At 57.6% G+C, this 16,640-nt stretch carries 16 protein-coding genes; 11 read left to right on the top strand and 5 right to left on the bottom strand.

Going from position 1 to position 16,640, the window contains the following annotated elements; translation table 11 throughout:
* Positions 1 to 17: 17 nt before the first annotated feature.
* Positions 18 to 1,364, bottom strand: a complete 1,347-nt coding sequence (gene xseA / locus OSH09_RS01475) for an exodeoxyribonuclease VII large subunit (RefSeq protein WP_266119922.1) — start codon at positions 1,362 to 1,364, stop codon at positions 18 to 20.
* A gap of 425 nt (positions 1,365 to 1,789) precedes the next feature.
* Here xseA and OSH09_RS01470 point away from each other — a divergent pair, with 425 nt between their 5' ends.
* From OSH09_RS01470 to OSH09_RS01425, 10 genes are all read left to right on the top strand, one after another.
* Positions 1,790 to 2,395 (top strand): MotA/TolQ/ExbB proton channel family protein, encoded by a 606-nt coding sequence (locus OSH09_RS01470; RefSeq protein WP_266119921.1) that lies wholly within the window; start codon positions 1,790 to 1,792, stop codon positions 2,393 to 2,395.
* Positions 2,395 to 2,799, top strand: coding sequence for an ExbD/TolR family protein (locus OSH09_RS01465; protein ID WP_207873963.1), 405 nt, complete (start codon positions 2,395 to 2,397; stop codon positions 2,797 to 2,799). The genes OSH09_RS01470 and OSH09_RS01465 overlap by 1 nt, the downstream gene beginning before the upstream one ends.
* Positions 2,796 to 3,875, top strand: a complete 1,080-nt coding sequence (lpxK, locus tag OSH09_RS01460) for a tetraacyldisaccharide 4'-kinase (RefSeq protein ID WP_266119920.1) — start codon at positions 2,796 to 2,798, stop codon at positions 3,873 to 3,875. Before OSH09_RS01465 ends, lpxK begins: the two co-directional genes overlap by 4 nt.
* Positions 3,875 to 4,060: a Trm112 family protein gene (locus tag OSH09_RS01455; protein ID WP_207873961.1), complete on the top strand. Its 186-nt coding sequence runs from the start codon at positions 3,875 to 3,877 to the stop codon at positions 4,058 to 4,060. Before lpxK ends, OSH09_RS01455 begins: the two co-directional genes overlap by 1 nt.
* A gap of 1 nt (position 4,061) precedes the next feature.
* Complete coding sequence (kdsB, locus tag OSH09_RS01450) at positions 4,062 to 4,826, top strand: 3-deoxy-manno-octulosonate cytidylyltransferase (RefSeq protein WP_207873960.1); 765 nt, start codon at positions 4,062 to 4,064, stop codon at positions 4,824 to 4,826.
* 102 nt (positions 4,827 to 4,928) lie between these two features.
* Positions 4,929 to 5,585 carry an adenylate kinase gene (gene adk, locus OSH09_RS01445; RefSeq protein WP_207873959.1) on the top strand — a complete coding sequence of 219 codons (657 nt, stop codon included), beginning with the start codon at positions 4,929 to 4,931 and terminating at the stop codon, positions 5,583 to 5,585.
* 64 nt (positions 5,586 to 5,649) lie between these two features.
* Positions 5,650 to 6,414: a 3-hydroxyacyl-CoA dehydrogenase gene (locus tag OSH09_RS01440; protein WP_207873958.1), complete on the top strand. Its 765-nt coding sequence runs from the start codon at positions 5,650 to 5,652 to the stop codon at positions 6,412 to 6,414.
* Positions 6,415 to 6,432: 18 nt separating this feature from the next.
* Positions 6,433 to 7,986, top strand: a complete 1,554-nt coding sequence (gene murJ, locus OSH09_RS01435) for a murein biosynthesis integral membrane protein MurJ (RefSeq protein ID WP_266119919.1) — start codon at positions 6,433 to 6,435, stop codon at positions 7,984 to 7,986.
* Between the two features lie 58 nt (positions 7,987 to 8,044).
* Positions 8,045 to 8,308, top strand: coding sequence for a 30S ribosomal protein S20 (gene rpsT, locus OSH09_RS01430; protein ID WP_207873956.1), 264 nt, complete (start codon positions 8,045 to 8,047; stop codon positions 8,306 to 8,308).
* Between the two features lie 157 nt (positions 8,309 to 8,465).
* Complete coding sequence (locus tag OSH09_RS01425; RefSeq protein WP_266119918.1) at positions 8,466 to 9,407, top strand: 2-hydroxyacid dehydrogenase; 942 nt, start codon at positions 8,466 to 8,468, stop codon at positions 9,405 to 9,407.
* 57 nt (positions 9,408 to 9,464) lie between these two features.
* Here the strand turns inward: OSH09_RS01425 and OSH09_RS01420 are convergent, their stop codons facing one another.
* Positions 9,465 to 9,779 carry a DUF3579 domain-containing protein gene (locus tag OSH09_RS01420; RefSeq protein WP_207873954.1) on the bottom strand — a complete coding sequence of 105 codons (315 nt, stop codon included), beginning with the start codon at positions 9,777 to 9,779 and terminating at the stop codon, positions 9,465 to 9,467.
* A gap of 252 nt (positions 9,780 to 10,031) precedes the next feature.
* Between OSH09_RS01420 and argF the strand changes: the two genes are divergently transcribed.
* Positions 10,032 to 10,973, top strand: coding sequence for an ornithine carbamoyltransferase (gene argF / locus OSH09_RS01415; RefSeq protein ID WP_266119917.1), 942 nt, complete (start codon positions 10,032 to 10,034; stop codon positions 10,971 to 10,973).
* A gap of 150 nt (positions 10,974 to 11,123) precedes the next feature.
* Here the strand turns inward: argF and OSH09_RS01410 are convergent, their stop codons facing one another.
* From OSH09_RS01410 to kdpB, 3 genes are read right to left on the bottom strand one after another with little or no spacing between them, the layout of a single operon-like run.
* Positions 11,124 to 11,831, bottom strand: coding sequence for a response regulator (locus tag OSH09_RS01410; RefSeq protein WP_266119916.1), 708 nt, complete (start codon positions 11,829 to 11,831; stop codon positions 11,124 to 11,126).
* Between the two features lie 5 nt (positions 11,832 to 11,836).
* Positions 11,837 to 14,497 (bottom strand): sensor histidine kinase, encoded by a 2,661-nt coding sequence (locus OSH09_RS01405; protein WP_266119915.1) that lies wholly within the window; start codon positions 14,495 to 14,497, stop codon positions 11,837 to 11,839.
* 45 nt (positions 14,498 to 14,542) lie between these two features.
* Complete coding sequence (gene kdpB, locus OSH09_RS01400) at positions 14,543 to 16,627, bottom strand: potassium-transporting ATPase subunit KdpB (protein ID WP_266119914.1); 2,085 nt, start codon at positions 16,625 to 16,627, stop codon at positions 14,543 to 14,545.
* Positions 16,628 to 16,640 lie beyond the last annotated feature (13 nt).

Genomic DNA, 16,640 nt, shown 5'->3' with positions numbered 1-16,640 from the left:
AACAAGGACGACGCAGCCTAGAGTAGATCGTGCGTGCGCACCACATCCACCGACACATGACCGCGACTCAACTCGACATCGAGTCGTTCACCAATCTTTAAGTCTAACGCATTTTTTACAACTTTCCCCTCGCTATCCCTGACTATGGCATATCCACGATTGATGATAAGGCGGGGGGACAGTGCTTGCAGCGTTTGCTGGGCCGCAGCCAGCCGTTGACGGCGCAAAACCAGCGCGTGATCCAGACCTTTTTCCAGCCGCTGGAAAAGCATATTCAGATTTTGCTGTCTTGACGTTAGCTGAGGAATGCTGCGTTCCAAACGCGCCTTGACAGTTGCCAGGCGCAAACGGGCCGCATCAGGCACACTGCGGGCCGCACGTTCCAGCCGTTGGGTCAGATGATCCAGGCCTTGCTGCTGCTGAGCCAGACGCTGATGCGGGGACACCAGCTTGGCCACCGCCCTGTCCAGACGCAAGGAAGCACGATCAACATGCCGCTGCACACCATGAGTCAAGGCGCTCAAGCGCGCAAATACCTGCTCCAGCAGTTGCTCCCGCCCCAGACAGGCCAGCTCGGCCGCGGCGGTCGGCGTTGGCGCACGCAGGTCAGCCACAAAATCGGCAATCGTGAAATCCGTCTCGTGCCCAACCCCACTAATAATAGGGATAGGACTGGACGCGATCAGACGCGCCAGACCTTCATCATTAAAAGCCCAGAGATCTTCCAGGCTCCCGCCCCCGCGCACCAGTAACAAGGTATCGACTTCCGCCCGCTCAATGGCGGTTTCCAAGGCTTGCCGCAATCGGGGGGGGGCTTCGGCCCCCTGAACAGGCGCAGGATAAATAATGATGCGCACATGGGGAGCCCGTCGTTCCATCGCTGTCAGCACGTCACGCAAGGCAGCGGCCGCCAGGGAAGTAATAATGCCTATGCTGCGCGGCAAGGTGGCGATAGGACGTTTGCGTTCCGGCTCGAACAGGCCTTCACTTTGAAGCTGGCTTTTCAGGCGCAAAAAGGCTTCATGCAAATCCCCCAGACCGGCGCGGCGCATGCCTTCGACCTGTACCTGGAAGTCTCCACGGGCCTCGTACAAGGTCACCGAGCAGCGAAACTCGAAGCGTTCGCCTGCACGCGGTACAAAGCCCACGGCCTGGGCACGGCCACGAAACATTACGGCGCGAACAGCAGCCTTGTCATCCTTGATGGAGAAATACCAATGCCCCGAGGCAGCCTGGGTAAAGTTGGACACTTCACCGCTCACCCACACCACTGGCATATGCTCGTCCAGCAATTGACTGACGCGGCGGTTCAATTGGGCTACGGTCCATACCGCAGGGGCTCTAGCTTCTTGATAATGCATCATATTCTTTGTTTTTGACTCGTCCCAAGGGAGTTTTCCACCGGCCCGTATCCACAACTGTCATGCTTTTGTCAAATAGACGCCAAGACAATGGCTTCCGCTCCATACCTGATGCAGCACTTTATCGAAACAAGATAAACCATTGAAATTAAAGGCTATTTATAAAAACACAAAGATGGTCGAAAATTAGCCAGAGAACCTCTAAACCACCACCCGAGCCACTATGGGATGTTTTATACACAGAATTATCCACAGATTTTGTGGATAGTTTTAGCACTACACCTATTACTTCAAATACATCATAGGTTTGGCGCTGCTTTTGGGGAAAAGACCGTAAAGTGTACCGCGCCCGCGCCGGAACATTCCCGCAATCCGAACAGGGGCTCTACAATAAGCGCTGATTTATTTCGTGACCGGATAATCGACCCGTGCTTACTTTGATCCATGTCGCTGGCTGGCCCATCTGGTTCCTGCTGGCCTGCTCTATTCTTGCTCTGGGACTGATCCTGGAGCGCCTCCTGGCCCTGCGCAGCAAACGAATTTTACCGGCTGGGCTGGCGCGCCAGATCAACGAGCTAACGGCCCAGAACCGTATCCAGGACGATTCCCTGCCACGCCTGTACGACAACTCCCCCTTGGGTCGAGTATTAGCCACCGTACTGAAAAACCGCCATCAAACTCCAGCACTGCGTGAGGCTGCGGTCGAGGCAGAAGGCAAGGACATCAGCTACCAACTGAACAAATACATTCCGGCACTGGGCACCATTGCCGTGATCGCCCCTTTGCTGGGCCTGTTTGGTACTGTTATTGGCATGATCGACATTTTTGCCGCTTATGATCCCGCCGGTGGCGACCCCAGCCTGATTGCCCGCGGCATTTCCGTCGCCCTGTACAACACGGCCCTGGGGATTCTGATTGCCGTTCCGGCCATGATCTTTCACCGTTACTTCCGCAGCCGTGCCGACTATCTGCTGCATTGTCTGGAAAGTGAAGCGGGTACGCTGGACCGCTTGTTGGGTCAGAGGGCTGCCTGATGCGTTTTCGCCGAGCCCAAGACCAAGACACACTGGAACTGAATCTGGTGCCTTTGATTGATGTCTTGCTGGTCGTGCTGATTTTCCTGGCCGCCAGCAGCACCTTTGTGCGTCATCGCCAACTGGATGTGTCCTTGCCTCAGGCTCAGGCCCAAGCGGCCCAGGCGGCGGAACTGCTCTTGGCCATCAGCCAGGACGGGCGCTACGCCTTGAATGGCATGTGGCTGGATGCCAGTAGCACAGCGCCACTTAGCCAAGCCCTGTCTACTGAAAAAACCGATGAAAACAGCAGCCTGCTGATTCTGGCGGATGCTCAAGCGCCCCATTTTGCCGTGGTGCAAGCCATGGAAGCCGCCCGCCAGGTGGGTATCCACCGCATTCATTTCGCGACCCAAGCCCCATGAGCGTGCGTGTGCGCCTGACGGACTGGCTTCACCGCCAATGGCAAAAAAAAGGCTGCTTCAGCCTTTTGATGCGCCCTCTTTCAGCGTTGGCTGCACGCTTCGTACAGCGTAAACAGCAACGCTACGAGCAAGACCCCAGTATCTCCTACCGCAGCCCCGTACCGGTAATTGTGGTTGGAAACATTATTGTAGGTGGTGCAGGTAAAACCCCTGTAGTCCTGGCCTTGACCGAGCAATTGCGTGCCTTGGGCTGGACGCCCGGCATCGTCAGCCGAGGTTATGGCGTAGACATCGGCCCTAGTCCCCGTGTAGGCAAAGGACAGTTAGCCGCCAAACAATTCGGGGATGAGCCCACCCTGATTGCCGCCCAGACCCAGGCTCCCATTGCCGTCCATCCTCGCCGCGCCCTGGCCGCCCAGGCCTTGCTCAAGGAATTTCCCGCGGTAGACCTGATTATTTCTGACGATGGCCTGCAACATCTGGCCCTGCAGCGCGATATGGAAGTGGTGGTGCAAGATGCCCGTGGTGTGGGCAATGGCTACTTGCTGCCAGCGGGCCCCTTGCGCGAAGGCCCCGAGCGCCTGCGTCAGGTAGATTGGCTGATCAGCCAGATTGTGGCGGATCAAGCGCCCCCTTCCACCCCCCAGCCTGCCGAACCCGGTCGCAGCGTCACGATGAGCTTGCGCCCCTATCAACTGGAGCATCTGGCCTCTGGACGTTGTCTGGACTGGTCGGATTGGTACCAGCAATACGGCCAGCAAGATCTGCAAGCCCTGGCCGCCATAGGCCAGCCCGCCCGGTTTTTCACCATGCTGCGCGCCTGCGGTCTGCGCTTGAGCCAGACTTTTCCCCTGCCCGACCATGCCGCCTTGCAAGCCCAAGACTTTCAAGCCCTGCATGACGGGCCGGTACTCATTACTCGTAAAGACGCCGTAAAATGCCAGCACCTGAACGACTCACGACTGTGGGTTGTGGATGTCCAGCCCGTGTTTTCACGCCCGGACTGGATTACTGAACTGGACAGCCTGTTGCGCAAACGGCGCTTAACCTCCCCCTCTTTACCCGGAGTCCACTAATGGAAACTCGCCTACTCGAAGTGCTGGTCTGCCCCTTGTGCAAAGGCCCTTTGCGCCACGACCGCGAACAAGAAGAACTGGTCTGCAAAGCCGACAAACTGGCCTTCCCCGTTGTGGATGGCATCCCCACCATGCTGGTGACCGAAGCGCGCAAGCTGGACACCCAGGAACAAGCCAGCAACTGATATGACTTTTTCCGTCATCATCCCTGCGCGGCTGGGCTCCACCCGTCTGCCGAACAAACCGCTGGCCGACATTGCAGGCCAACCCATGATTGTGCGCTGTGCCCAGCAAGCGGCACGCAGTGGCGCGCGTCAGGTCTGGGTGGCGACAGACTCGCCCGCCGTGCTGGAGGCCGTGCAAGCCCATGGTTTTCAGGCCCTGCTGACCGATGCCGAGCACCCGACTGGCACGGATCGCCTGGCCCAGGCCGCCCGCCTGCTGGAGCTGTCCGAAGACGAAATCGTGGTCAATGTGCAAGGGGACGAGCCCCTGATTCAGCCCGAACACATTAATGCCGCCGCTGAGTTGCTGGCGCGCAGTGAACAGGCCGATATCGCCACCCTGGCCGCCCCCATCAAGAACGCCGAAACGCTGTTCAACCCCAATGCCGTCAAGGTGGTGTGCGACCTGAAAGGCCGCGCCCTGTACTTCTCCCGTGCCCCCATGCCCTGGGCCCGCGACGCCCTGGCCAGTGGTGAACGGGTACTGGCGGCTGACCTTCCCGCATTGCACCATATCGGCCTTTATGCCTACCGGAATCGCTTCCTGCAACAGTACGCCCAGCTACCGCGTGGGCCGCTGGAACACTTCGAGTCTCTAGAGCAATTGCGAGCGATGGAAAACGGCTTCCAGATTATGGTTCACCGTCTTCAGGAGATTCCTGCGGCGGGGGTGGACACCGAGCAAGACCTGGAAAGAGTACGCGCTCACTTCGCAAATCGGTTATAAAAGATCTTTTTTCTGCTCCGTCCGAATAAAAAATGCGCGAAATATGCTGCATTGCATCATACTGAAGCGAGAATCGGACCGACGCATTTCCTGGAGGAATTCATGCGACTAATACTGCTCGGGCCCCCTGGTGCCGGCAAAGGCACTCAAGCTGCTTTCATTACCGAGAAATTTGGTATTCCACAAATTTCCACGGGCGATATGTTGCGTGCCGCTGTCAAAGCCCAAACCCCGCTGGGTGTAGAAGCCAAGAAGATTATGGATGCCGGTGGCCTGGTGTCGGATGACCTCATCATTGGTCTGGTTCGCGATCGTCTGCAAGCGGCTGACTGTGAGCCCGGCTACCTGTTCGACGGTTTCCCTCGCACGATTCCTCAAGCCGACGCCTTGAAGGATGCCCAGGTCAAACTGGACTTCGTGATCGAAATCGACGTACCCGAAGAAAGCATCATCGAACGCATGAGCGGCCGCCGTATCCACGCTGCCAGCGGTCGCAGCTACCACGTCACCTTCAATCCACCCAAGACCCCCGGTGTGGATGACGTCACGGGCGAACCCCTGCTCCAACGCGAAGACGACCGCGAAGAAACCGTACGCCACCGCTTGTCTGTCTATCGCGAGCAGACCCGCCCTCTGGTCGATTACTACTCGCAATGGTCAGCCACCGGCGACCCACAAGCTCCGGCCTATCGCAAGATTTCCGGCGTGGGCAGCGTCGATGAGATCCGCCAGCGCATTGTGGACGCACTGGCAAGCTAAGTAAGTCAAGAATTCAGCCGGCCCCAAAAGGGCCGGTTGTTTATTATTCAAGGGAGACAAGCTCATGCAAATCAATAAGAAAACATTTATTGTCACGGGCGGCGCATCGGGTCTGGGCGCAGGCACGGTACGTATGCTGGTACAAAACGGTGCCCGCGTGGTGATCGCCGACATTCAGGACGAAGCCGGTCAGGCTCTGGCCCAGGAATTGGGCCAACACTATCAGCGCTGCGATGTCACCTCTGAGCAAGATGCCCAGGCGGTCGTGGATCTGGCCTGCCAGGACAGCACCCGCCCCTTGTTTGGACTGATTAACTGTGCTGGCGTGGCCCCTGCCTCGCGCACCGTGGGACGCAATGGCCCCCACACCCTGGACCTGTTCCAGAAAACCGTCATGATCAACCTGGTCGGCACCTTCAATATGTGCCGTCTGGCGGCCGCTGCCATGAGCAGCAACACCCCGGAACCCTCGGGCGAGCGTGGCGTACTGATCAATACCGCTTCGGTTGCGGCCTACGACGGCCAGATCGGGCAGGCGGCCTACGGTGCCTCCAAAGCAGGCGTGGTAGGTTTGACCTTGCCCCTGGCCCGTGATCTGGCGCAAACTGGCATCCGTGTCATGACCATTGCCCCCGGCATCTTTGGCACCCCCATGATGTTTGCCATGCCACAGGAAGTTCAGGACTCGCTGGCTGCCAGCATCCCCTTCCCGTCTCGCCTGGGTCGACCCGAAGATTTCTCCCAACTGGTGCATAGCATCATCAGCAATGAAATGCTCAATGGTGAAACCATCCGCCTGGATGGCGCCATTCGTATGGCACCAAAATAACTTTCTGTATCGGCTCCAATGGGTTTGTTTCGCTCGGCGGCCACGATTAGTGGCCTGACGCTGCTGTCTCGCATTACCGGACTGGCACGCGATATTCTGATTGCCCGCGCCTTTGGGGCGGGCCCGCTCACTGATGCGTTCTGGGTTGCCTTTCGCATTCCCAACCTGCTGCGACGCCTGTTTGCAGAAGGGGCGTTTTCGCAGGCTTTTGTACCCATCCTGGGCCAAGTGCGCAAGGAACACGAGCAAGACAAGGTCCAGCAATTGCTGGACCGGGTTGCCCTGCTGCTGACCTTTGCCGTCATGGTAGTCACGGCCATTGGCATTCTGGCCGCCCCATGGGTGGTCAGCGCCATGGCCAGCGGTCTGACCTCCCCCGAGCGACAAACCGAATTTGGCGCCGCCATCACCATGACCCGGCTGATGTTCCCCTACATCATCTGCATGTCGCTGGTGGCCTTTGCCTCCGCGGTACTCAATACCTGGAGCCGTTTCGCCGTTCCGGCTTTCACCCCCATCCTGCTGAATCTGTCCATGATTGGCGCCAGTATTTTTCTGGCCCAACACATGGAAACCCCGATTTATGCCTTGGCCGTAGGCGTCATGGTAGGGGGATTGGCCCAATTGCTGGTGCAGTGGGTCGCACTGGCTCGTCTGGGGCTATTGCCACGCTTCTCATTACGCCTGGGCGAGGCGCGCCGCGACCCTATCGTGCAGCGCATTCTGAAACAGATGCTGCCCGCAATTCTGGGCGTTTCTGTCGCGCAAATTTCTCTGCTGATCAATACCAATATCGCCACCTGGCTACAGTCGGGCAGTGTGACCTGGCTGTCATTTGCTGACCGCCTGATGGAGTTCCCCACCGCTTTGCTGGGCGTAGCCCTGGGCACCGTCATGCTGCCCAAGCTGTCTGCCGCCCATGCAGGCAAGGACGACAAGAACTACAGCGCCCTATTGGACTGGGGCTTGCGACTGGTCTTGCTGCTGGGCCTGCCCGCAGCGCTAGGCATGGCCCTGCTGTCGGATGGCCTGGTGGCCACCCTGTTCCACTACGGAGCCTTTGCTGCTGCCGACGTCGCCCAGACAAAAATGGCCGTGGGTGCTTATTCCGTCGGTCTGGTTGGCCTGTTGGCCATCAAGATTCTGGCCCCCGGCTTTTACGCCCGGCAGGACATCCGCACCCCGGTGCGTATCGCCATTGCCGTGCTGATCATTACCCAGCTCTTCAATCTGGTCCTGGTGCCCACCTTCGCCCATGCCGGTCTGGCCTTGTCGATTGGACTGGGGGCTACCGTCAATGCCCTGACCTTGCTGGTCATGCTGCGCAAACGCGGGATTTACCAGCCCAATCACGACTGGTTACCTTTCTTTCTGAAGATCATCCCCGCTCTGCTGGCCCTGGGCGCCGTCCTCTTGCTGGCTGACCGCTATATCGACTGGATCAGCCTGGGAGCCACGCCTTTGTTGCGTGTGCTTTACCTGTGCGGCGTGTTGCTTGCCAGCGGCATTTCCTATTTCGGCATGTTGTTTATCGTAGGCATTCGACCCTCTTACTTTACAAAGCGGTCTTAGTGTCCTAGAATAATTGTCTTTGCCGATTAAACTTTAAAACTTAGGCTTTACTAAAAACATGGCTAATACCGCACAAGCACGCAAGCGCGCCCGCCAAGCAGTGGCTCGCAACAAACACAACGCCAGCATCCGTTCCATGCTGCGTACCGCTATCAAGCGCGTTCGCCAGGCCATCGACGCCGGTGACAAATCTGCTGCTAACGAAGTTTTCCGCAAAGCGACCAGCATCATTGATCGCGTTGCCGACAAGAACATCATTCACAAGAACAAGGCTGCCCGCCACAAGAGCCGCCTGTCTGCTGCTATCAAGGCCCTGGCCTGATTGCTGAAGATTTTTAATGGTTTAATCGGCTCTGGCCTAAAAACCAGTTAGAAAGGGGGTGCTTAGCACCCCTTTTTTATTAGCCACAAAACCATTGCCTGGACATGCAGGCCAATCATGCTAAGTTATGGATTTGCTTTTTCATTAGTGAGTCCCCATGACACGTCCCATCGTGCTGCAACTGGCATCTTTGGCCCAGCACCCTGCTTTTGACGAAATCGACCGTCATTTCGAGCGCATTACCCTCCAAGATCCGAACCAGCTCTCTGCCCAACAGATTGCACGCGTTCAAGTACTGCTGACCAGCGCCGTCAACGCCACCCCCGCCGCCCTGATGGACCGCCTGCCCGCTTTAAAAGCGATTTGCAGTGTCGGTGTAGGCCATGACGCCATTGACGTCCACGCCGCCAAGCAACGCGGCATACAAGTCAGCACAACCCCCGATGTTCTGAACGACTGCGTGGCTGATATGGCCTGGGCCTTGATGCTGGACGCTGCCCGCCGCGTCACCGAATCTGATCGCTATGTGCGTGCCGGTTTATGGGACCGCCCCAATGGTTTTGGACTAGGCACCCGCGTCAGCGGAAAAAAGCTGGGTATTGTGGGCCTGGGCCGCATTGGCCAGACCATTGCCCACCGTGCCAGCGGCTTTGATATGGAACTGCGCTACCACAATCGCCGCCCCCGCCACGATGTGCCCTGGCACTACGAGCCATCCTTGATCGAGCTGGCCGATTGGGCTGACATTATGGTGATTGCTGCCGTCGGCGGCGACGAAACACGCGGGCTGATCAATATCGATGTCTTGAACGCCTTGGGCCGCAAAGGGATTCTGGTCAATATTGCCCGTGGCAGTGTGGTCGACGAGCGTGCACTGATCGCTGCTCTGCAGGAAGGGCGACTGGGCGCAGCCGGGCTGGATGTCTTTGAAAACGAACCTAATGTGCCCCAGGCGCTGCGGGATCTGAATCAAGTCGTACTGGCACCGCACACCGCCAGCGCCACGCACGAAACGCGCGAAGCCATGCTCTCGCTGACGCTGGACAATGTGTTGCAGTATCAGAAAACCGGCAAGGTGCTGACACCGCTTGCCGTCTAAAAAATAATGTCGCCTACCGTCTATTCGGTGGCGACATACTTTATGCCCGCTTGGGGATCAGGAATCTACCGGATCCATATTCGCTGGATCAATGCCGCTCATTTTCAGATTATTGTCGTCGGCAAAACCACAAACGAATTTCCAGGCCAAGGGTTCCAGCTCGCGCAGGCGCGCATCCACCACCACACATCGCACGCCGTCAATCAAACGCGGCACCACATAGGGCGAATAGGTCAGATGACCACCCATCGCCCCGGCCGGACGAAACTGGGACATTACTCCGGCCAAGCGTTCTGCCCAGTCACTGGGACGAAACCGCTGATCCTGCCGGGTCACACCATGGATTACAAGTTGCTTCACTGGCTCTGTCATAACAATTAATCGCTAATCGTGCAGTTCAGGTCTGCTGCACCTTTTCCTTTCTCGCTCCGCATTGTATCCGATCGCAGCCCTGCAAAGCCTGGGATTCAATAAATTAGCCGCTTGACAATTTATTGCTGATCATTACGTTGCGCCCTCTTTTTATTCCAAAACCAAACGGTTTTACCTTCTGTGCCACGGGCTGGCTTTGCTCTAAATAGCCGGACAGGTTAAGATGGCTTTCTTTATCCGCAGGATTTTTTTATGGATGCCATCGTGCAAGCAGGACCGCTTCGGCACTTTCTGCAATTTCGCGACTTTTCTCACGACGAAATTTTATATGTGCTGGAACGCGCACGCCTGATCAAAGACAAGTTCAAACGCTATCAGCCGCACCACACATTGCACGACCGCACCCTGGCGATGGTTTTTGAAAAAGCCAGTACGCGTACCCGGGTTTCGTTTGAAGCCGGCATGTATCAGTTGGGCGGCTCGGTCATTCACCTGACCACCACCGACTCCCAACTGGGTCGCTCCGAACCCATTGAAGATACCGCTCGCGTGGTGTCGCGCATGGTCGATATCGTCATGATTCGTACCTTCGAGCAAACCCGTCTGGAGCGCTTTGCCTCCCACTCGCGTGTGCCGGTCATCAATGGCCTGACCAACGAATTCCACCCCTGCCAGATTCTGGCCGACATCTTCACCTTTATCGAACATCGTGGCGATATCAAGGGCAAGACCGTGGCCTGGATTGGGGATGCCAACAATATGGCCTACACCTGGCTGCAAGCGGCAGAAATCCTGGGTTTCACCCTGCACGTGTCGGCTCCTAACGGCTACCACCTGGAGTCGGACCGCACCGGCAACCCTGATTCCAGCATTCTGCGCGAATTCGACGACCCATTGGAAGCCTGCAAGGGCGCCCACCTGGTCACCACCGACGTGTGGACCAGCATGGGTTACGAAGACGAAAACGAAGAGCGCCGCAAGGCCTTTGCGGACTGGTGTGTCGATCAGGAAATGATGGACGTGGCTGATCCCAATGCGATCTTCATGCACTGCCTGCCCGCTCACCGTGGTGAAGAAGTCACTGGCAAAGTCATTGACGGCCCACAAAGCGTGGTTTGGGACGAAGCTGAAAACCGCTTGCACGTACAAAAAGCATTGATGGAATTCCTGATTCTGGGTCGTTTGGAAGCCTGAGCGCTTTTACCCAGGGGCAGACTGCCCATTAATGAAAAAGGGATGCTTGGCATCCCTTTTTTGATCCAGCAGCGGCATAGGCAAGCCTCTGAGCGGTCAGCCAATAAGTGCTTGAAAACTACCTGAATACAGGAAGACTAGACTTCCCACCTACTCTTCGACCTCCAAACCCGCCAATCGATAGCCAACCTGCAGCTCCGTCAGCAAATACTTGGGCTGCGCCGCATCCTGCTCCAGCTTTTGCCGTAACTGCATCATGTAGACCCGCAAGTAATGGGGTCGGTCGGAATACGCCGCCCCCCAGGTTTCGTGCAGCAAGTGTTGATGCGTCAGTACCTTGCCATGACCTCGAATCAAGGCAGTCAGCAAGCGAAACTCGATAGGCGTCAGATGCACAGCCTCCCCATCACGCATGACCTCATGAGAGGCCAGATCCACACTCACACGACCAAAGCGCACCCGAGACGAAGCCGCCTGAACATTAGGGACTAATTGAGAGCGCCGCAGCAAGGCCCGAATTCTGGCCAACAATTCCGGCACTCCAAAGGGTTTGACCAGATAGTCATCCGCCCCTGCATTCAATGCCGCCACTTTCTCCTCCTCCCTGTCCCTTGCCGACAAGACCAGAATAGGCGAGTAGACCCAGCTACGCAGATCACGAATCAAATCCTTGCCATCACCATCAGGCAATCCCAGATCCACAATCATCAAATCAGGGCGACGGGTTGCCGCGTCCATGCGTGCCTGCGCCAGCGTACTCGCCTCGATCACGGACATACCTTCCTGCTCCAGGGCAATCCGCACGAAACGACGAATATTGGATTCGTCCTCCACGATCAGTATCTGGGCTTTATTCATGTCCGTCACTCGTCACCATCCATACGGGGAGCCGCTTTCCAGGGTAGGCGGATCTCGAAGATCACCCCATGAGGCAAACGCGGCTTGGCGCTGATCGTACCACCATGCGCGGCAATAATCGTGCGGCATAGGCCCAGACCCAAGCCCACGCCCGCGACAGAGGGCTCTTTCTGCCCCCGCGTAAAGGTATCAAACAGACGCTCGGGATCTCCGGGCGGCAAGCCTGGGCCGTCATCGCTGATCACCAGATACATGGACTGACCCGAACACTGCCCCCGCAGGGAAATAGTGCTGTTTGCAGGTGTGTATTTGGCGGCATTATCCAGCAGATTCGTCACCACCCGCTCCAGCAAGACACCATCCACTTCGACCAAAGGCAGATCCGCCGCAAACTCGGTCAGGACTTTTCGAGGCTGCAAGGCTGCGGCACAACGGCCAACGGCAATACCCACGATTTCGCCCAAAGCGTGCCATTCCTTATGCAGCTTGACCCCTTCACTTTGCATACGCGCCAAGTCCAGCAAGTTGGATACTTGGCGGCGCAATTCGTCGGACTCGATACGTATGGATCGGGCAATATCACTACGCTCTGTTTCGCTCAAGCCTTGGGCTTGCTCCAGCGTTTCAGCCAAACCCCGGATGACCGTCAAGGGCGTACGCAGATCATGCGATACCGCCGACAACAAGGTATTGCGCATTTTCTCCCCCTCCATGCGCAACACCGTATCCTGGGCAATCTCCACGTAATGAATACGCTCCAAGGCCTGGGCCAGGGTGAAGCAACACGCATCCAGCAAACGCCGTCCATCGGGAGTCCCCAAGGACGCGGCGCCCCCGGACTGCACGACCAGGACACCCCGCGGTGCCATGGGGCCTTTCAAAGGCAGATACAAGGCACTGGCCCCACTCAAGGTCTCGGTGCCATTACCCGCCGCTTCCATATGATCAAACACCCACTGGGCCACCGACAGCTCGACAAAGCTCGTATGGCGGGTCGCCACCAACTGATTCTGTTGATCGGGCACGACCAGCACCACCTGCATCTCGAACAAAGGCTCCAGCGTATCTCGGCAGACGGCCAAGACTTGCTCCAGGGCCAAGGCTCCCGCTAAATCCCGACTGACACGCGTCAAGGCTGCCGCCCGGCGTTCCCCATCACGCGCCGCTCTGGCCTCGGCCTGCAGCTTGGCGGCTAACTGACCAATAATCAGCGCCACCCCCAACATGACACCGAAGGTAAAGACATATTGAGTATCCGTGACCGAGAAGGAATAGCGCGGCTCGACAAAGAAAAAGTCGAAAAAGGCCACCGACAATAAAGAGGCCCACACACCTGCCAACCGCCCCAAACGCAGGGCTATAAACACCACGATGATCAGGAACAACATGATCACGTTGGAGAGATCAAAAAAGGGCAAAAGCTTCTCGGCCAGCACCGCCGTCACCACACAGATGACCGAGGCAATCGACAAGGCCTTGCCCTGCGCCATGGGCTGCTCCAGCTCCAAAGGGCGTATCGGCCGCTGAACCGTATCCATGCGTAGCAACAGCAAACCAATTTCAGGATTGCTGCGAGCCAATCGCTCCGACAGACTGGTACGCCACGGCAAAATGGATCGCGCCGCAGAATTACCCAAAATCAGCTTGGTGGCATTGCGCTGACGGGCGTAGGCCAGAATCGTATGGGCGACATCCTGGCCAGCGATATTGGCAAACTCGGCACCTGCATGTTGGGCACTGGCCGCCAAACGCACCAGCGCTTCCTGTGCCTTGATCTGCCCGCTTTCCTGCGGCGTATCCACATGCAGCACAATCCAGGGCGTCTGCAGTTGCTGTGCCAAGCGTGCGCCCTCCCGAATCAAGGCTTCCTGGGCACTATCAGCACTGACGCACACCATCAGGAGCTCGCGGGTCGGCCAGACTGTCCGTATTGCATGGGAGATCCGGTACACATGCACATCGGCGTTGACCCGATCCGCCACGCGGCGCAAGGCCAATTCACGCAGCGCAATCAGATTGCCACGGCGAAAGAAATTCTGACGAGCATGGGCAACCGAGTCGGCCAGATAGACCTTCCCGGCATTCAGTCGAGACAGCAAATCGTCTGGTGGCAAATCGACCAGCAAGACATCGGCCGCACGATCAAAAATCCGGTCCGGCACGGTCTCCCGAACCCTGACCCCAACAATCCCACCGACCACCTCATTCAGACTATCCAGATGCTGCACATTCAGCGCGGTATACACATCAATACCGGCATCCAGCAGCTCCTCTACATCCTGCCAGCGCTTGGCATGACGGCTGCCTTCCATATTGGAGTGCGCCAGCTCGTCCACCAGCAATAACTGGTAGCCCGAGGCCAGGGCTGCATCCAGATCAAACTCGGTCACCACCCGCCCCTGCCGCTGATACTCCTTGCGTGCCAGCACGGGCAAACCGTCCATCAAGGCCTGAGTTTCCTGGCGGCCATGCGTTTCCACAATGCCGATGGCCACAGACACACCCTCGGACTGACGCTGATGCGCCTCTTTGAGCATGGCGTAGGTTTTCCCCACGCCCGCGCAAGCGCCGAAGAAAATCTTGAGCTGGCCCCGGCGAGGCTGATGCGGGTCCTCGCCAATGACCTGCAACAGTTCGTCAGGGTCCGGCCTATCCTCAAGTGACATGAATCTGTGCACTCCATCCAGAAAATTGCTATTGATCTTACGCTCTTATCCAAAGAAGGGCGTCAGCAGCAAATCAATCAATTTAATACCGATAAAGGGAGCGATCAGGCCACCCAAACCATAAATCAGCAAGTTGCGTTTCAAGAGACGGCTGGCCGGTTCAGCCCGATACTTCACACCGCGCAAGGCCAGAGGAATCAAAGCGATAATGATCAGGGCATTAAAAATAACCGCTGACAAAATTGCCGAGGCCGGGCTATGCAAGTGCATGACATTCAAAGCGCCCAAAGCGGGATAAGTCACCACAAATGCGGCCGGAATAATAGCAAAGTATTTAGCCAGATCATTGGCAATACTGAAGGTGGTCAGGGCGCCACGCGTCATGATCATCTGCTTGCCCACTTCCACCACACGCAAGAGCTTGGTGGGATTGCTGTCCAGATCCACCATATTGCCCGCCTCTTTGGCCGCCTGCGTGCCGCTGTTCATGGCCACGGCCACATCCGCCTGCGCCAGAGCAGGAGCATCATTCGTACCGTCGCCCGTCATGGCGACCAGACGCCCTTCGTCCTGATAACGTCGGATCAGTTGCAGCTTGTCCTCCGGTGTGGCTTCAGCCAGATAATCATCCACGCCCGCTTCCGCCGCAATGGCGGCAGCCGTCAGCTTGTTGTCCCCGGTAATCATGACAGTCTTGATGCCCATGGCACGCAGCTCGGCAAAGCGCTCCTTGATGCCGCCTTTGACAATGTCCTTGAGCTCCACCACGCCCAGCACCTTATTGCCTTCCGTGACGACCAACGGCGTACTGCCTCGTCGAGCCACTTCATTGACCAAGGTATCCAATTCGCGAGGGAACACGCCGCCCTGAGACTCAATATGCGAGCGCATCGTGTTCGCCGCCCCTTTACGGATTTGGCGACCCTCGATATCAATCCCGCTCATGCGTGTGTGGGCACTAAAGGCAATCGTCTGCGCCCCGTGCAACTCGCGGCCCCGCAAATTGAAGAGCTGCTTGGCCAGCACCACAATAGAGCGCCCTTCGGGCGTTTCGTCCGCCAGCGAAGCCAATTGAGCGGCATCTGCCAAGGCCTGTTCCGAGACCTGTGGTGCAGGCAAGAATGCCGACGCCTCCCGGTTACCCAAGGTAATCGTGCCGGTCTTGTCCAGCAGCAAGACATCTACGTCCCCCGCCGCCTCAATCGCACGGCCCGAGCTGGCCAGCACATTGGCCTTCATCATGCGGCTCATACCGGCTACGCCCACTGCCGACAGCAAGGCTCCGATCGTGGTTGGAATCAGGCACACCAACAAGGCAATCAAGGCCGTAATCGTGACAGGCGAACCGGCACCGGTCAGCGTCGTCGCAAAGCTGGAGAAAGGCAACAAGGTGACGCAGACCAGCAAGAAGATCAGCGTCAGGGCGACCAGCAGGATATTCAAGGCAATCTCATTAGGCGTCTTGCCGCGCTTGGCGCCTTCCACCATGGCAATCATGCGATCCAGAAAAGCTTCGCCCGGCTTGGCGGTTACCTGCATCACAATCCAGTCCGACAGAACGCGCGTCCCGCCCGTCACCGAACAAAAGTCGCCGCCTGACTCGCGGATAACAGGTGCCGACTCACCCGTAATAGCGGACTCATCTACCGAGGCTGCACCCTGCAAGACCTCGCCATCCGCCGGAATAATCTGGCCAGCCTCGACCAGCACATAGGCACCAGGCACCAGCTCGTCGCTGGGGACGGGCCAGGAGCGACTATCGCGGGCAGGATCTTTCAAAACCTTGGCCATGACTCGCTGGCGAGTGGAACGCAAGGCATCGGCCTGTGCCTTGCCACGTCCTTCTGCCACGGCCTCCGCCGCATTCGCAAACAAGACCGTAAACCACAGCCAGGCGGCAATGGCCCAGATAAACCCGGCCGGAGCCTCGCCCTGCCCCATCAAGGCCTGTACACCCAGCAAGCTGGTCACAATGCTGCCCAGATACACCACACACATCACCGGGTTCTTGAACTGCACCCGGGGCGACAGTTTCTTGAAGGCTTCCTTGCACACCGTCCCCCAGGGCAAAGCCTGAAACGCCGTTGAGCGCTCGACCTCTTGTGGGGCTTTCAGATCAGTAATAGACATAATGACACCTGTT

Origin of the sequence: Alcaligenes parafaecalis, from assembly GCF_026344135.1 — a bacterium.
Lineage (GTDB): Bacteria > Pseudomonadota > Gammaproteobacteria > Burkholderiales > Burkholderiaceae_B > Alcaligenes > Alcaligenes parafaecalis.
Note: the sequence above shows the minus strand (reverse complement) of the source record. Positions and strands in the feature narration are given on the sequence as shown.

What these genes read in the sequence shown, in the direction of transcription:
- xseA (WP_266119922.1), bottom strand. Translation starts at nt 1,364, where the DNA reads ATGATGCATTATCAAGAAGCTAGAGCCCCTGCGGTATGGACCGTAGCC.
- OSH09_RS01465 (WP_207873963.1), top strand. Translation starts at nt 2,395, where the DNA reads ATGCGTTTTCGCCGAGCCCAAGACCAAGACACACTGGAACTGAATCTG.
- lpxK (WP_266119920.1), top strand. Translation starts at nt 2,796, where the DNA reads ATGAGCGTGCGTGTGCGCCTGACGGACTGGCTTCACCGCCAATGGCAA.
- OSH09_RS01455 (WP_207873961.1), top strand. Translation starts at nt 3,875, where the DNA reads ATGGAAACTCGCCTACTCGAAGTGCTGGTCTGCCCCTTGTGCAAAGGC.
- kdsB (WP_207873960.1), top strand. Translation starts at nt 4,062, where the DNA reads ATGACTTTTTCCGTCATCATCCCTGCGCGGCTGGGCTCCACCCGTCTG.
- adk (WP_207873959.1), top strand. Translation starts at nt 4,929, where the DNA reads ATGCGACTAATACTGCTCGGGCCCCCTGGTGCCGGCAAAGGCACTCAA.
- OSH09_RS01440 (WP_207873958.1), top strand. Translation starts at nt 5,650, where the DNA reads ATGCAAATCAATAAGAAAACATTTATTGTCACGGGCGGCGCATCGGGT.
- murJ (WP_266119919.1), top strand. Translation starts at nt 6,433, where the DNA reads ATGGGTTTGTTTCGCTCGGCGGCCACGATTAGTGGCCTGACGCTGCTG.
- rpsT (WP_207873956.1), top strand. Translation starts at nt 8,045, where the DNA reads ATGGCTAATACCGCACAAGCACGCAAGCGCGCCCGCCAAGCAGTGGCT.
- OSH09_RS01425 (WP_266119918.1), top strand. Translation starts at nt 8,466, where the DNA reads ATGACACGTCCCATCGTGCTGCAACTGGCATCTTTGGCCCAGCACCCT.
- OSH09_RS01420 (WP_207873954.1), bottom strand. Translation starts at nt 9,779, where the DNA reads ATGACAGAGCCAGTGAAGCAACTTGTAATCCATGGTGTGACCCGGCAG.
- argF (WP_266119917.1), top strand. Translation starts at nt 10,032, where the DNA reads ATGGATGCCATCGTGCAAGCAGGACCGCTTCGGCACTTTCTGCAATTT.
- OSH09_RS01410 (WP_266119916.1), bottom strand. Translation starts at nt 11,831, where the DNA reads ATGAATAAAGCCCAGATACTGATCGTGGAGGACGAATCCAATATTCGT.
- OSH09_RS01405 (WP_266119915.1), bottom strand. Translation starts at nt 14,497, where the DNA reads ATGTCACTTGAGGATAGGCCGGACCCTGACGAACTGTTGCAGGTCATT.
- kdpB (WP_266119914.1), bottom strand. Translation starts at nt 16,627, where the DNA reads ATGTCTATTACTGATCTGAAAGCCCCACAAGAGGTCGAGCGCTCAACG.